The 15,046-nt window shown below is 73.4% G+C and carries 10 protein-coding genes; 8 read left to right on the forward strand and 2 right to left on the reverse strand.

Annotation, left to right across the window (positions count from 1 at the left end; all coding sequences use genetic code 11):
* The first annotated feature begins 165 nt into the window (after positions 1-165).
* Complete coding sequence (locus tag SNOUR_RS30145; RefSeq protein WP_067353224.1) at positions 166-1,329, forward strand: glycosyltransferase family 4 protein; 1,164 nt, start codon at positions 166-168, stop codon at positions 1,327-1,329.
* A gap of 25 nt (positions 1,330-1,354) precedes the next feature.
* Here SNOUR_RS30145 and SNOUR_RS30150 read toward each other — a convergent pair whose 3' ends face one another.
* Positions 1,355-2,980: a PucR family transcriptional regulator gene (locus SNOUR_RS30150; RefSeq protein ID WP_067353227.1), complete on the reverse strand. Its 1,626-nt coding sequence runs from the start codon at positions 2,978-2,980 to the stop codon at positions 1,355-1,357.
* A gap of 210 nt (positions 2,981-3,190) precedes the next feature.
* Between SNOUR_RS30150 and SNOUR_RS30155 the strand changes: the two genes are divergently transcribed.
* Positions 3,191-4,390 (forward strand): beta-1,3-glucanase family protein, encoded by a 1,200-nt coding sequence (locus tag SNOUR_RS30155; RefSeq protein WP_067353229.1) that lies wholly within the window; start codon positions 3,191-3,193, stop codon positions 4,388-4,390.
* Positions 4,391-4,455: 65 nt separating this feature from the next.
* Here the strand turns inward: SNOUR_RS30155 and SNOUR_RS30160 are convergent, their stop codons facing one another.
* Positions 4,456-6,261, reverse strand: coding sequence for a glycoside hydrolase family 15 protein (locus tag SNOUR_RS30160; RefSeq protein ID WP_067353232.1), 1,806 nt, complete (start codon positions 6,259-6,261; stop codon positions 4,456-4,458).
* 454 nt (positions 6,262-6,715) lie between these two features.
* Here SNOUR_RS30160 and pyrG point away from each other — a divergent pair, with 454 nt between their 5' ends.
* From pyrG to SNOUR_RS30190, 6 genes are all read left to right on the forward strand, one after another.
* Complete coding sequence (gene pyrG / locus SNOUR_RS30165; protein WP_067353235.1) at positions 6,716-8,386, forward strand: CTP synthase; 1,671 nt, start codon at positions 6,716-6,718, stop codon at positions 8,384-8,386.
* A gap of 98 nt (positions 8,387-8,484) precedes the next feature.
* A complete protein-coding gene (locus tag SNOUR_RS30170) occupies positions 8,485-9,111 on the forward strand; it encodes an NUDIX domain-containing protein (RefSeq protein WP_067353236.1) in 627 nt (208 codons plus the stop codon).
* A 191-nt stretch (positions 9,112-9,302) separates the two neighbouring features.
* Positions 9,303-11,414 (forward strand): tetratricopeptide repeat protein, encoded by a 2,112-nt coding sequence (locus SNOUR_RS30175; RefSeq protein ID WP_067353239.1) that lies wholly within the window; start codon positions 9,303-9,305, stop codon positions 11,412-11,414.
* Between the two features lie 167 nt (positions 11,415-11,581).
* Entirely contained in the window at positions 11,582-12,697 is a 1,116-nt protein-coding gene (gene ald / locus SNOUR_RS30180) for an alanine dehydrogenase (protein WP_067358926.1), read from the forward strand.
* Positions 12,698-13,188: 491 nt separating this feature from the next.
* Positions 13,189-14,205, forward strand: a complete 1,017-nt coding sequence (locus SNOUR_RS30185; protein ID WP_067353241.1) for a ParA family protein — start codon at positions 13,189-13,191, stop codon at positions 14,203-14,205.
* Positions 14,190-14,819 (forward strand): hypothetical protein, encoded by a 630-nt coding sequence (locus tag SNOUR_RS30190; protein ID WP_312634151.1) that lies wholly within the window; start codon positions 14,190-14,192, stop codon positions 14,817-14,819. The genes SNOUR_RS30185 and SNOUR_RS30190 overlap by 16 nt, the downstream gene beginning before the upstream one ends.
* Positions 14,820-15,046 lie beyond the last annotated feature (227 nt).

The following is a 15,046-nucleotide window of genomic DNA, read 5'->3' on the forward strand; positions in this document are numbered from 1 at the left end:
CCGGACTGGCATCCTGGGCGCGGTGCGCGGTGCCGGAGCGTGCCCGCCCCGACCTGTCCGCAGGCCGGTGCGTCGCTCCGATCCGGCACATCGCAGCACCTCGCAGTGCCAAACCGCCCCGCCGGTACGGTCCGTACCGCACCCCCGACCCAGGAGCCCGACGTCGTGATCAGCACCCCGACCCCGCCGCACGGGCTCGCGCCGCTGCGCACGGTCCAGGTGCTCGGCCACGGCGGAGCCGGCAGCGCCGCCCACGTCCGTTCGCTGGCCGAGGGGCTGGCCGCCCGCGGGGTCCGGGTGACCGTGTGCGCCCCACCGGAGGCCGAGGAGGCGTACCGCTTCACCGCGGCGGGCGCCCGGTTCGTGCCGGTCGCCACGCGGATGGACCCGGCGAGCATGACCGCCCTGCGCGGCGCCTGTTGGGACACCGACCTGGTCCATGCGCACGGCCTGCGGGCGGGGCTGCGCGCGTCGATGGCGCTGCGCGGGCTGCGCGGCCCGCGCGGCGGGAGGGTCCCGCTCGTCATCACCTGGCACACCAAGGCGCACACCGAGGGCGCGCGGGCCGGGTTGGTGCACCTGATGGAGCGGCGGGTGGCGCGGGCCGCGGCGGTCGTCCTGGGCGTCTGCTCCGACCTCGTCGACCGGGCGCGCGAACGGGGCGCCCGGGACGCCCGCCTCGCGCCGGTCGCCATCCCGCGCCCCCGGCCCGGCCGGGCCGCCGCCGCCGATCCCGACCGCAGCCGCGACAAGGAGCGCGCCGAACTGGGCGTGGTGGACCGGCCGTTGCTGCTCGCGGTCGGCCGGCTCGACCCCGCCCAGGGCCATGACCTGCTGCTGGACGCGGCCCACGCCTGGTGCGGGCTCGACCCCCAGCCGCTGCTCGCCATCGCCGGCGAGGGCGGCCAACGGGCCGCGCTGCAGCGCCGGATCGACAGCGAACGGCTGCCCGTCCAACTGCTCGGCCGCCGCGACGACGTGCCCGCACTCCTCGCCGCCGCCGACCTGGTGGTGCTGCCCAGCCGTTGGGAGGCGCGCTCGCTGATCGCCCAGGAGGCGCTGCGCGCCGGCGTCCCCCTGGTGGCCACCGACACCGGCGGCACCCCCGAACTGGTCGGCCGGGCCGCCGCCCTGGTCCGCTACGGCGACGCCGCCGCCCTGGCCCACACGGTCCTCGACCTGCTGGCCGACCCGGTGCGCCGGGACGCGCTGGCCGTGGCCGGCCGCGCCCAGGCCGCCGGCTGGCCCAGCGAGAACGACACCGTCACCCAGGTCCTCAGCGTCTACGACGAGCTGACCCAGCCGCGGTCGGCGGAACGGTCGGCCTGACCCCGGCCGCCGGGCGGCACGGGCCCTACCGCTCGGTGTGCCGCCGTGCCCGCAGCGCCAGCCGCAGCCCCAGCACGGTCTGCGGATCGTCCAGGTCGGTCCCCAGCAGCTGGGCGATCCGCGCCAGCCGGTCGTAGAGGGTCTGCCGGTTGACGTTCAGATCGCGGGCGGTCTCCGCCTTGCGGCCGGCGCTGGCCAGATACGCCTCCAGGGTCGGCAGCAGCGGCTGGCGGGCGCCCCGGTCGTGGGCCAGCAGCGGGCCGATGGCGCGCTCGACGAAGTCGGTGAGCACCCCCTGCTCGCCGTGCTCCCGCATCCGCCACAGCAGCAGTTCGATGTCCAGGCGACGGGCGTCGTACCAGGACGCCTCCGGCAGGCCCTGGGCCGCGGCCGCCGCCTCCGCCGCGTGCCGCAGCCCGGGGCCGGCCGCCGCCCAGTCGCCCGCCGTGCCGACCACCACCACCGGGCGGTGCGCGGACGGCCGGTCCAGGCCGGCCCGGACGACCCCGGCCCGCAGTGCCTCGGCGACCCGGTCGGCCAGCGCCGCCCGGTCCTGGCCCGCCCGCAGCGCCACCAGCAGCGGCACCCGGCCCTCCACGGGCCGCACGCCGAGCAGCACCGGCACGCCGGGGGCGGCCAGCTCCTCGCGCAGCGCCTGGGCGAGCACCGCCCAGCTGCCGGGGGAGGGCAGCGCGGCCGGCAGCCGCATCACCACCGGCAGCACCGGGTCGGCGCCCGGCCGGAATCCCAGCAGACGGGCCTGCGCCGGCGCCTCGGACGCGGAGATCCGGCCCTCGGCGAGCTCGGCGAGGAAGTCCCCGCGGCCCCGGGCGGCCAGCACCTCCTCCTGCCGGGACTGGAGCATCACCACGGCCAGCAGATCGGCGGCCCGCTCGGCGGCGATCCGGTGCACCGGCTCCAGCGGCCCGTTCACCGGGAGCAGCACCAGGCGGGCGCGTACCGTGTCGGGCCCGTGCCCGCCGCCGGGCACCTCGATCCGCAGGCCGGATTCCCGCAGCCCCTCCCAGGCCAGCAGGGGGTCGGCGTCCGCGCCGCCGTCTTCGCCCTCCGGCCCGGCCGCGTACAGCGGGCTGCCGTCGGGTGCCTCCAGGCACAGCGGATTGCCGGTGAAGACGGCGAGCAGCCGCAGCACCTCCGGGGCGCCGCCGCCCCGCAGCAGCACGCCGGTGCAGCGCCGCAGCAGTTCGTCGGCGCGCCGCAGCAGGCTGTAGTGGCTGTTGATGATCTCGGTGTGGATCTCCTCGGTGACCGTGACGTACGGGACCTCGCGGTGCAGTTGGATCAGCGGCAGCCCGCAGTCCCGCGCGGCGTCGATCAGCGCAGTCGGCAGCGCGTCGAACCGCGAGCCCAGCTCCACGACCAGCGCGGCGACGTCCCGGTCCGCGAGCTTGCGGATGAAGGCGCGCTGCTCGGACGGCCGGGTGCCCACTCCGAGGCCGGTGGTCAGCAGCAGCTCGCCGCCCTTGAGCAGCGAGGCGATGTGCGGGACCTCGCCGGCGTGCACCCAGCGCACCGGCCGACCCAGCCGGTCCTCGCCGGCCAGCACCTCCGGCAGGCCGCGCCGCAGCGCCGGCAGTTCCAGCGCCCTGCGCACCGTGATGTCGGCGTCGGTCCTCGCGTACGGCCCCATGGCGCGAACGCTACCGCGAGTACGACCATCCGGAGGAATGTGATCCGGATGGTCCCCGGCGGCTCCGGGGAAGGGCCGCCCCGACCCACCCGGCGCGCTTCGCAACTCCCGCCCCCGCCAGCCCACTTGACGAGATCGGCGACAACTGGGCAGGGTGCCCGCACGTCCCACCGAGAGCGCTCACCCCACCCCCCCACAAGGAGCCGCCTCATGATCACCCGTCGCACCCTGCTCGGCGGACTCACCGCCGGCGCCGCCACCGTTGCCGCCGCCGCCCTCGCCGGCCGCGCCGCCGGCGCCCCCGCCCGCCCCGCCGCGGCACCCCTCCCGCTGCACGTCGTCAACAACTCCGGCTCCTACGCCAACGGCTCCGTCTGGATCTACATCCTCGGCAACGACGGCACCCAGCAGATCCGGGTCACCCCGGACGGCCGCCCCGCCCCCGTCGCCCTGGCCGACAACGGCCCGGACGGCTACACCGACTACGCGATACCGCTCGCCGCCAACGGCCCCACCACCCTCGGGCTGCCCCCGATGTCCGGCCGGATCTACGTCAGCCTGGGCGCCAAGCTCAAGATCAAGGCGGTCGCCGACGGCAGCGGCCGGCCCGCGCTGGCCTACCCGGCGGGCTGGGTCGCCACCGACCCCAACTACGAGGTCCTGCACGACTGCGCCGAGTTCACCCACACCTCCGGCGGGATGTACTGCAACACCACCATGGTCGACATGTTCAGCGTCCCGCTCGCCCTGCGGCTCACCGGCGCCGCCGACCAGACCACCGGCACGCTCAAGGACGGCGCCCGGGCCCGGATCTTCGCCGACGTCGGGGCCGCCGCGGGCTTCGACCGCCTGGTCGTCGGCGACCGGCGGGTGATCGCCCCCGGCCACGGCCTGGACAGCGGCCTGTTCGCCGCCGACTACTTCGCCCCCGCCGTCGACGCCGCCTGGTCCGCGTACGCCGCCAAGGACCTGACCGTCACCACCGCCGCAGGCACCTTCACCGGCCGGACCGACGGCGGCCGGCTCACCTTCACCGGCCCCCAAGGCCCCAAGGGCCGGGGTGGGGGTGCCCCCGTCGGCACGGTCGCCTTCGACAAACCGTCCACCCGCGACGTCCTCTTCTGCGACGGCACCCTGGCCGCCCCCAACGACGGCACCCGGGGCCCGGTGGCCGCCGTCCTGGGCGCCGCCCTCAACCGCTCCACCCTGGCGACCCACGCCGCCCAGCCCGTCACCGACCCGGCCGCCTTCTACCAGCAGCCGCTCACCAACCACTACGCCCGCGCCATGCACGCCGCGACGTCGGACGGCAAGGCGTACGGCTTCGCCTTCGACGACGTCGCCGGCTTCGCCTCCTACATCGAGGACCGCGCCCCCAAGGAGCTGACCCTCACCCTGACGCCGTTCTGAACCACGGGCAGCCGGACCCCGACGGCAGCGAAGACCGCCGGGAGGTTGGTGCCCCGAAGGGGGCACTAACCTCCGTACGCCCCGCTGGCGGTCAGCCGCAGCGCCGTGTCGATCAGCGGAACGTGGCTGAACGCCTGCGGGAAGTTCCCCACCTGGCGCTGGAGCCGGGAATCCCACTCCTCCGCGAGCAGCCCCAGGTCGTTGCGGAGCGAGAGCAGCTTCTCGAAGAGCTTGCGGGCCTCCTCCACCCGGCCGATCATCGCCAGGTCGTCGGCGAGCCAGAACGAGCAGGCCAGGAACGCCCCCTCGTCGCCTTCGAGGCCGTCCACGCCGAGCCCCTCGCCGGCCGTCGGGTAGCGCAGCACGAACCCGTCCTCGGTGGACAGCTCCCGCTGGATCGCCTCGATGGTGCCGATCACCCGCTTGTCGTCCGGCGGCAGGAACCCCACCTGCGGGATCAGCAGCAGCGACGCGTCCAGCTCCTCCGACCCGTAGGACTGGGTGAAGGTGTTCCGCTCCTTGTCGTACCCCTTCTCGCAGACGTCCCGGTGGATGGTCTCCCGCAGGTCCTTCCAGCGCTCCAGCGGGCCGTCGACGTCCCCGGACTCGATCAGCTTGACCGTGCGGTCGACCGCGACCCAGGTCATGACCTTGGAGTGGACGAAGTGCCGGCGCGGTCCGCGCACCTCCCAGATGCCCTCGTCCGGCTCGTCCCAGTGCTTCTCCACCCACTCGATCAACTTGATCTGGAGCAGCGAGGCGTAGTCGTTGCGGGCCAGCCCGGTCATGTGCGCCAGGTGCAGCGCCTCGGTGACCTCGCCGTAGACGTCCAGCTGGAGCTGGCCGGCGGCGCCGTTGCCGACCCGCACCGGGCGCGAATCCTCGTACCCGGGCAGCCACTTGAGCTCGGTCTCGCCCAGCTCCCGCTCACCGGCGATGCCGTACATGATCTGGAGGTTCTCCGGGTCGCCGGCCACCGCCCGCAGCAGCCACTCGCGCCACGCCCGGGCCTCCTCGCGGTAGCCGGTGCGCAGCAGCGACGACAGGGTGATCGCCGCGTCCCGCAGCCAGGTGAAGCGGTAGTCCCAGTTGCGGACCCCGCCGATGCACTCCGGCAGGGAGGTCGTCGGGGCCGCCACGATCCCGCCGGTCGGCGCGTACGTCAGCGCCTTGAGCGTGATCAGCGAGCGCACCACCGCGTCCCGGTAGGGCCCGTGGTAGGTGCAGTGCTCGACCCACTCCCGCCAGAAGTCCTCGGTCGCCTCCAGCGACTGCTCCGGCTCGGCCAGGGCCGGCGGCTCCTGATGCGAGGGCTGCCAGCTGATCGTGAACGCGATCCGCTCGCCCGGCGACACCGTGAAGTCCGAGTACGTCGTCAGGTCCTTGCCGTAGGTCTCGGCGGAGGTGTCCAGCCACACCGCGTCCGGCCCGGCGACCGCCACGGTCCGGCCGTCGACCTTGTGGACCCAGGGCACCACCCAGCCGTACGCGAACCGCATCCGCAGCTCCGACCGCATCGGGACGCGACCGCTGACGCCCTCCACGATCCGGATCACCTGCGGCGCGCCGTCCCGCGGCGGCATGAAGTCGATCACCCGGACGGTACCGCGCGGAGTGTCCCACTCGGACTCCAGGACGAGTGAATCCCCTCGGTAGCGCCGCCGGTCCGCGGCCCGCGGGCCGCCGTCCCCACCGGCCGGGCCCATCCGCCAGAAGCCGTGCTCCTCGGTGCCCAGCAGCCCCGCGAAGACCGCCGGTGAGTCGAAACGCGGCAGACACAGCCAGTCGACCGTGCCGTCCCGGCACACGAGAGCGGCGGTCTGCATATCACCGATAAGTGCGTAGTCCTCGATGCGCCCGGCCACGTGCATCTCCCGTCGAACTGGAGTCACGCCCCCCATGGGACGTTGTGTGCTGTCCGTCCTGCCCATGAAACGTCGCCGAGCAGCGGGACCGGAAATCGGGCTGGGGGCACTCCCCCAGCTATCGCTGGGGGCACCCCCACCCAGCGGTGGCTGGGGCAGGGTGGTGCCTTCCCGGACGGCTCGTAGCGAGTGTCCGAGCAGGATACGACGCAGGGGAGTGCTGCGCGCGACGCTCACGTCGAGTGGGGGTGCTCCGAAAGGGTGGCCTGCGGAACAACCCCCTCCGGTGCGTGGCCGGACGCGACCATGCCCGGTCGCTGATAGCCTGGTACCCCGTGGACCGGTGGGCCCCAGCAGAAATGCGGCACCCCCGAACCGCAGCGAAGGCACCCCCTGAATCCCAGGGTCGGCGCCGCATCGCACCTCTCCACCTCGCGACCACGGGAGCCCCCTCTTGGCCATGCCGCCCAAATCCACGACGACCAAGCACCTCTTCGTCACCGGGGGCGTCGCCTCCTCGCTCGGCAAGGGGCTCACCGCCTCCAGCCTGGGTGCGCTCCTGAAGGCGCGCGGTCTGCGGGTCACGATGCAGAAGCTCGACCCCTACCTCAACGTCGACCCCGGGACGATGAACCCGTTCCAGCACGGTGAGGTCTTCGTCACCAACGACGGCGCCGAGACCGACCTGGACATCGGCCACTACGAGCGCTTCCTCGACGTCGACCTCGACGGCTCGGCCAACGTCACCACCGGCCAGGTCTACAACACCGTGATCGCCAAGGAGCGGCGCGGCGAGTACCTCGGTGACACCGTGCAGGTCATCCCGCACATCACCAACGAGATCAAGCACCGCATCCGGCGGATGGCGACCGAGGACGTCGACGTCGTGATCACCGAGGTCGGTGGCACCGTCGGCGACATCGAGTCGCTGCCGTTCCTGGAGACCGTCCGCCAGGTCCGCCACGAGGTCGGCCGGGACAACGTCTTCGTCGTGCACATCTCGCTGCTCCCCTACATCGGCCCGTCCGGCGAGCTGAAGACCAAGCCGACCCAGCACTCGGTCGCCGCGCTGCGCAACATCGGCATCCAGCCCGACGCGATCGTGCTGCGCGCCGACCGCGAGGTGCCCACCGCCATCAAGCGCAAGATCTCGCTGATGTGCGACGTCGACGAGGCCGCGGTGGTCGCCGCCATCGACGCCCCCTCGATCTACGACATCCCCAAGGTCCTGCACGCCGAGGGCCTGGACGCCTACGTCGTCCGCAAGCTGGACCTGCCGTTCCGCGACGTGGACTGGACCCAGTGGGCGGACCTGCTCGACCGCGTCCACAACCCTGACCACGAGGTCAAGATCGCGCTGGTCGGCAAGTACATCGACCTGCCCGACGCCTACCTCTCGGTCACCGAGGCGCTGCGCGCCGGCGGCTTCGCCAACAAGGCCCGCGTCAAGATCAAGTGGGTCACCTCCGACGACTGCAAGACCCCGGCCGGCGCCCGTGCGCAGCTCTCCGACTGCGACGCGGTCTGCGTCCCCGGCGGCTTCGGCGACCGCGGCGTGGACGGCAAGGTCGGCGCGATCACCTACGCCCGCGAGAACAAGCTCCCGCTGCTCGGCCTCTGCCTGGGCCTGCAGTGCGTGGTGATCGAGGCGGCCCGCAACCTCGCCGGCATCGAGGGTGCCAACTCCACCGAGTTCGACCCGGCCGCCACCCACCCGGTGATCTCCACGATGGCCGAGCAGATGGACATCGTCGCCGGCGAGGGCGACATGGGCGGCACCATGCGGCTGGGCATGTACCCGGCCAAGCTCGCCGAGGGCTCCATCGTCCGCGAGGTCTACGGCGGCGAGCCCTACGTCGAGGAGCGCCACCGCCACCGCTACGAGGTCAACAACGCCTACCGCGGCGAGCTGGAGAAGAAGGCCGGCCTGCAGTTCTCCGGCACCTCCCCGGACAACAAGCTGGTCGAGTACGTCGAGTACCCGCGCGAGGTCCACCCCTACCTGGTCGCCACCCAGGCGCACCCGGAGCTGCGGTCCCGCCCGACCCGTCCGCACCCGCTCTTCGCCGGCCTGGTGAAGGCAGCCGTCGAGCGGCAGCAGGCGGCCCGGAAGCCGGGCGCCAAGAAGTAGGCGCCGACACGCCGGATACGGTTGCCGGGGTACGGCCTCACCTCGTGGGGCGGTACCCCGGTTTCCGTTGTGGCACAGGCACCTACAGGAGGACGCGCATGGCGATCAAGGACACCCCGGAGGAATGGACGGTCACCGGGACCACCACGCCGTTCACCGGGGCGAAGACGAGCGTGCGCACCGACCGGGTCGTGATGCCGGACGGCTCCACCGCCACCCGCGACTACCAGGTCCACCCCGGCTCGGTGGCGGTCCTCGCCCTCGACGACGCCGGCCAGGTGCTGGTGCTGCGCCAGTACCGCCATCCGGTGCGGCAGAAGCTGTGGGAGATCCCCGCCGGCCTGCTCGACGTCCCCGGGGAGAACCCGCTGCACGCCGCACAGCGCGAGCTGTACGAGGAGGCGCACGTCGAGGCCGAGGACTGGCGGGTGCTGACCGACGTCTACACCACCCCGGGCGGCTGCGACGAGGCGGTGCGGATCTTCCTCGCCCGCGGGCTGTCCGAGGCCGAGGGCGAGCGTTTCGAGGTCTCCGAGGAGGAGGCCGACATGGAGCTGGCGCGGGTGTCGGCGGACGAGCTGGTCCGCGGGGTGCTCGCCGGCGAGCTGCACAACAACTGCCTGGTCGTGGGAGTGCTGGCGCTCACCGCGGCACGCGCCGGCGACGGCCTGGACGCCCTCCGGCCGGCCGACGCGCCCTGGCCAGCCCGTCCCTTCGCGGCCTGACCCCGGGCCGGGTGCCGCCGCCCCGGCCCGGGGCCCCTCCGTCTCCCGGTCGGATGATCGGCCGATCCGATCGAGTGACCCAACAGCCCTGCTCCGCACGGTGTGTGACGGATCGTGAACTACGCTCGACAGGGTTCCCGTACGCGCCCGCGACGGGAACCCAAGCGCGCGGGCGGACGGGAGGGTGACCGGTGACGGACCAGGCGGTGGACGGGGGGCACCGTGCGCCGGACGCGGCGCGCGGGCCCGGCGCGGCGGCCCGGGAACGGCGGGCGACGCTGCCCCGCCAGGACGCTGCCGCCGCCCGCTCCGGCCTCCCCGGATTCGCCGGCCGCCGCCATGAACTCAAGGCGCTGCGCGCCGACATCGGGCGGGCCGGCCTGGACACCCTCACCGGTCGCCGGGGCGCCCGCAGCCGCGTCCTGCTGATCGCCGGCCGCCCCGGCTCCGGCCGCACCACCCTGGCCGAGGCGCTGCTGCGGGAGATCGCCGACGAGTACCCGGACGGGGTGCTGCGCGCCGTCCTGACCGGCCGGGACGCCGCCCCGACGGGCCTCGCCCGGACCGCCCGCGACCTGCTCGCCGAGCTCGGCGCCGACGCCCCGCCGGGCGCCGACGAGGACGAACTGGCCGAGGCGGTGCGCACCGCGCTGGCCGGGCGGCGGACGGTGCTCCTGCTGGACGACGCGCCGGGCGCCGAGCACGTCGAACCGCTGATCCCGGACGCCCCGGACTGCCTGGTCGTGGTGGTCTCGCAGGGCCCGTTGACCGGCATCCCGGACGTCCGGCCCTGCGCCCTGGGCGGGTTGGACACCGCGGCCGCCGTCGAGGTGCTGTGCCACTACGCGGGACCGACCCGGGTCACCGTCGATCCGCGGACCGCGGAGGCCGTCGCCGAGGAGTGCGGCGGCCAGCCCGCGGCGCTGATACTGGCGGGCGCCTGGCTCGCCGCCCGTCCCAAGCTCTCCGTCGCCGACCTGCGCCAGGCGCTGCTCGCCGTCCCGCTGCCGCCGGACCTGCCGGCCGGCGACCGCCCCCTGCACCGCGCCTTCCGCCTCACCTACGACGCGCTGCCCCAACCCGCCGCCCGGATACTGCGCCTGGCCACGCTCGCGCCGGACGGCCTGGTGGATCCGCACACCGCCGCCGCGCTGGGCGGCTGCACGGTCCCGGCCGCCGCCGCGGTGCTGCACGACTTCGCCGCGCTCGGCCTGGTGCGGCCGGTCCCCGAGGACGACGGCCCGCACGTCCCGCCCGCCGACGCCGCGATCGGTCCCCGCTACCGGCTCCCCGGCTGCCTCGTGCCGTTCTCCCGGGAACTGATCCACGGACAAGAGCGGCCGGCCGACGTGCAGTTGGCCCGGGCCCGGATGCTGGAGCGGACGGTGCGACTGGTCCAGTCGTGCCGGGCGGCCGCCGAACCATCCGGTTCGCCCGCCCGCCGCAGGGCCGGGGAGCTGCCCCGCTCGCTGCGCTTCGCCACCAGGGCCGCCGCCGCGCACTGGCTGCACACCCGCCGCGGCGCCCTGCTGGACGCCGCCCGGATGGCCGTCGCGGACGGCCAACTCGACACGCTGGACCGGCGGTTGATCACCTCGCTGACCCGCGCCCTGCTCGCCCACTACGGCCCCGAGGCCGCCGCGCCCGACCTCTACACCCTGCATGCGCTGCTCTTTGAGGTCGCCGAGCGGCGCGCCCTGCCGCGCGAGCGGGCCGCCGCCCTGCTCAACCTCGGCGACCTGGACGCCGGGGCCGGCCGACAGGAGCAGGCGCTCACCCGCTACCGGGGGGCCCTGGAGTCGGCTCGCGCGGTCAAGGATCCCCTGGCCACCGGCCGGGCGCTGGAGTCGCTGGGCGACACCTACACCGAGCTGGGCGACTGGGTCCGGGCCGCGGACTGGTACGGGCGGGCGCTGGAGCTGCGGCTGGCCCGGGGCGAGCGGGCCGACGCGGCCCGGCTGCACGCCCGGATCGGTGCCGCGCACGGCCGCGCCGGCCGCCATGAGCAGGCGCTGAAGGACTGCCGGGCGGCCGCCCGGACCTCCCGCAGGCTCGGCGATGCCGCAGGTCAGGCGCGTGCGGCGGAGGTGGCGGCGGACGTCCACGAGCACGTCGGGCAGCTCGACGGGGCGCTGCGCAGCCTGCTGGAGGCCCTCGATTTCGCCCGTGCGGCGGCCGACGGGGCGCTGGAGGTGCGCCTCCAGCTGCGGATTGCGGAGATCCTCGACCGGCTCGGCGACCCAGCAGCGGCACGGCTGCATCGGGCGGCGGGGGAGCGGCGACGGGAGGAGCACCCCGAGTGACCTACGAAATCGGTAGTGGCCTTCCGGAAAATTATGTCTTTGCAAGGCTAGACAACGTGACGTCCTTCAATAGACTGGTCAGGCCGCGTACGGCGCGGTCAGTTCCGTCATGCATCGCATGAGGGATAATTCCTTCTGCAAGCTCTCATTCAAGGACCGTGATCGACGTGAAGGTCGGCATCCCCCGCGAGGTCAAGAACAACGAGTTCCGCGTGGCCATCACGCCCGCCGGAGTCCACGAGCTCGTCCGCAACGGCCACCAGGTCGTCATTGAGAAGGACGCCGGTCTCGGCTCGTCCATCACGAACGAGGAGTACGTCGCCGCCGGCGCCACCATCCTCGACACCGCCGACGAGGTCTGGGGCACCGCCGACCTGCTGCTGAAGGTCAAGGAGCCGATCGCGGAGGAGTACCACCGCCTCCGCAAGGACCAGACCCTGTTCACCTACCTCCACCTGGCCGCGTCCAAGGAGTGCACGGACGCCCTGCTGGAGTCCGGCACCACCGCCATCGCCTACGAGACGGTCGAGACCGCCAACCGCGCGCTGCCGCTGCTGGCCCCGATGTCCGAGGTCGCGGGCCGGATCGCCCCGCAGGTCGGCGCCTACCACCTGATGCGCCAGGCCGGCGGCCGCGGCGTGCTGCCCGGTGGCGTCCCCGGTGTCCAGGCCGGCAAGGCCGTCGTCATCGGCGGTGGCGTCTCCGGTTGGAACGCGGTGCAGATCGCCGTGGGCCTCGGCTTCCACGTCACCCTGCTCGACAAGGACATCAACAAGCTCCGCGAGGCCGACAAGATCTTCGGCACCAAGGTGCAGACGATCGTCTCCAACGCCTACGAGCTGGAGAAGGCCGTCGTCGAGGCCGACCTGGTCGTCGGTGCGGTCCTGATCCCGGGCGCCAAGGCCCCCAAGCTCGTCACCAACGAGCTGGTCGCCAAGATGAAGCCCGGTAGTGTCCTTGTCGACATCGCGATCGACCAGGGCGGCTGCTTCGAGGACTCCAAGCCGACCACGCACGCCGAGCCGACCTTCCAGGTCCACAACTCGGTCTTCTACTGCGTCGCCAACATGCCCGGCGCGGTGCCCAACACCTCCACCTACGCCCTCACCAACGCCACGATGCCCTACATCGTGGAGCTGGCGAACCGCGGCTGGGTCGAGGCGCTGCGCCGTGACCCCGCGCTGGCCAAGGGTCTGAACACCCACGACGGCAAGGTCGTCTACCCCGAGGTCGCCCAGGCCCACGGTCTGGAGTACGTGGAGCTGCGCACCCTCCTCGGCTAAAGGGCGTCAACCGCACGCGTCAAGCGCCGCACGACCGGCCGGGCCCTCTCTACAGGGCCCGGCCGGTCGCATGTGCGACGCGTCCCGGGAGCGGCTCCCGGCGGCCAACTCTCAACTCGCCGTGAACGTAACCCTTTAACCTATTCGCGCACCCCCGAAACATCCGTCTTGTGCGCTGTGCACTCTTGACATCGGGGGCTTCCATTACCGACACATCGGGCCGGGTCCGGCGGATTGTGTTGCTGCGGACGCCCGACACGCCATAGAGTCGCCAACCGTCGGCATGGTGCCACGCTGACCTATCGATAAGTTTCCTGGTCACATCCAAGGAGGTAAGACGACTTGTGAATGAGTCGACATTTACTCCCGGAGGAGGTCGGCCAGGAGCGGTTGCACGGGGCCAGGGTCCCTCGGGGCGCGAGGCTGTCGGCTCCGTAGCGGTCCACCCCTTCGCAGCCCCCCAGAGCACTTCCACGACAGCCCACCAGAGCATGGACGGCCAACACGTGAACGCCATGGCCGGCGACCGGGGCAGTGGAGAGCCCGCCCGTCTCGCCGACTACGACGACCTGCCCGAAGGGCACTTCTACGACCCGGACGCCGAGTACGAGCCGGACCCCGAATACGCGGCGACGCTCGCGCCGGACGCGGCGCGCCAGCGCCGTGAGCGGGTCGGCCCGACCGGACGCCCGCTGCCTTACTTCCCCATCCCGGGACCGTTGTCGGAACACGGCCCGGCGAAGATCATCGCGATGTGCAACCAGAAGGGCGGGGTCGGCAAGACCACCTCGACCATCAACCTGGGTGCCGCACTCGCCGAATACGGCCGCCGGGTGCTGCTCGTCGACTTCGACCCGCAGGGTGCCCTGTCCGTCGGACTCGGCGTCAACCCGATGGAACTGGACCTGACGGTCTACAACCTGCTCATGGAGCGGGGCATGTCGGCCGACGAGGTTCTGCTCAAGACCGCGGTCCCCAACATGGACCTGCTGCCCAGCAATATCGATTTGTCAGCGGCAGAGGTGCAGTTGGTCAGCGAGGTCGCCCGCGAGTCGACCCTCCAGCGGGCCCTGAAGCCCCTGCTGCCCGACTACGACTACATCGTCATCGACTGTCAGCCCTCGCTCGGCCTGCTGACCGTCAACGCCCTGACGGCCGCTCACAAGGTCATCGTGCCGCTGGAGTGCGAGTTCTTCGCGCTGCGCGGGGTCGCGCTGCTCACCGAGACGATCGAGAAGGTCCAGGAGCGGCTCAACCCCGACCTCGAGCTGGACGGCATCCTGGCGACGATGTACGACTCCCGCACCGTGCACAGCCGCGAGGTCCTGGCGCGCGTCGTCGAGGCGTTCGACGATCACGTCTACCACACCGTCATCGGCCGTACGGTCCGCTTCCCGGAGACCACCGTCGCCGGTGAGCCGATCACCACCTACGCCTCCAACTCCGTGGGGGCCGCGGCCTATCGCCAGCTCGCCAGGGAGGTGCTCGCCCGGTGTCACGCCGAGTGAGTCTGCCCGGAGCCGACGAACTGTTCCGCACCACCGGGGGAGTGGGCCTGCAGTCGTCCACTCCCCGCCGTACGAACGGCGGTCCGGCCGGCGGCGAGGACGTCCGGGTGCCCGCCCCGGCCGGCGAGTCGGACCCCACGTCGGACGCGGCCGAGGACACCCCCGGGGCGCGCCGGTCGCGGGCCGGGGCCGGCGCGGACGCCGATGCCCCGGCGGCCGACGACGGTGCCGCGGGCGCGGCGCGCACGGCGTCGGCCGAGCACGGCGGCCGCGAGGCGGAGTCGGAGGCTTCCGCCGGGCACCGGACGACGGCCGGCCGGGCGGCCCGCGCCGAGCGGGAGGCCGCGGCGCCGGCCGGTGCGTCGGGCCGCCGCCGGGGGCGCGGCGCCAACCGCCGTCCCAGCGGCCGGGAACGGCACGACGAGAAGATCACCGTCTATGTCTCCGCCGAGGAGCTCATGGACCTCGAACACGCCCGCCTGGTGCTGCGCGGCGAGCACGGCCTGGCGGTCGACCGCGGCCGGATCGTCCGCGAGGCGGTGGCCGTGGTCCTCGCCGACCTGGAGTCGCGCGGGGACGCCAGCATCCTGGTCCGGCGGCTCCGCGGCCGCTAGGGCCTGTCCGATGTGGATCATGGCCGGGTCCGCGGCGTCTGGTACGGCCCCTCGCGGCGTTGCCGAAACGCCCCAATAGCTCCGCTATCGAGCCGCTCCGGCGCCTTGCGACGCACCGCACCAGACGCCGCGGCCTTGCCGACCCTGACCCATCGGACAGGCCGCTAGGCCGCCCGACACGCCCTGGGGGCCGGTCCCCGGCGCGTGGCGGGATAGCCTGCCTCTTC

Source organism: Streptomyces noursei ATCC 11455 (assembly GCF_001704275.1).
Lineage (GTDB): Bacteria > Actinomycetota > Actinomycetes > Streptomycetales > Streptomycetaceae > Streptomyces > Streptomyces noursei.

What these genes read in the sequence shown, in the direction of transcription:
- SNOUR_RS30155 (WP_067353229.1), top strand. Translation starts at nt 3,191, where the DNA reads ATGATCACCCGTCGCACCCTGCTCGGCGGACTCACCGCCGGCGCCGCC.
- SNOUR_RS30170 (WP_067353236.1), top strand. Translation starts at nt 8,485, where the DNA reads ATGGCGATCAAGGACACCCCGGAGGAATGGACGGTCACCGGGACCACC.
- SNOUR_RS30150 (WP_067353227.1), bottom strand. Translation starts at nt 2,980, where the DNA reads ATGGGGCCGTACGCGAGGACCGACGCCGACATCACGGTGCGCAGGGCG.
- SNOUR_RS30160 (WP_067353232.1), bottom strand. Translation starts at nt 6,261, where the DNA reads ATGCACGTGGCCGGGCGCATCGAGGACTACGCACTTATCGGTGATATG.
- pyrG (WP_067353235.1), top strand. Translation starts at nt 6,716, where the DNA reads ATGCCGCCCAAATCCACGACGACCAAGCACCTCTTCGTCACCGGGGGC.
- SNOUR_RS30185 (WP_067353241.1), top strand. Translation starts at nt 13,189, where the DNA reads ATGGACGGCCAACACGTGAACGCCATGGCCGGCGACCGGGGCAGTGGA.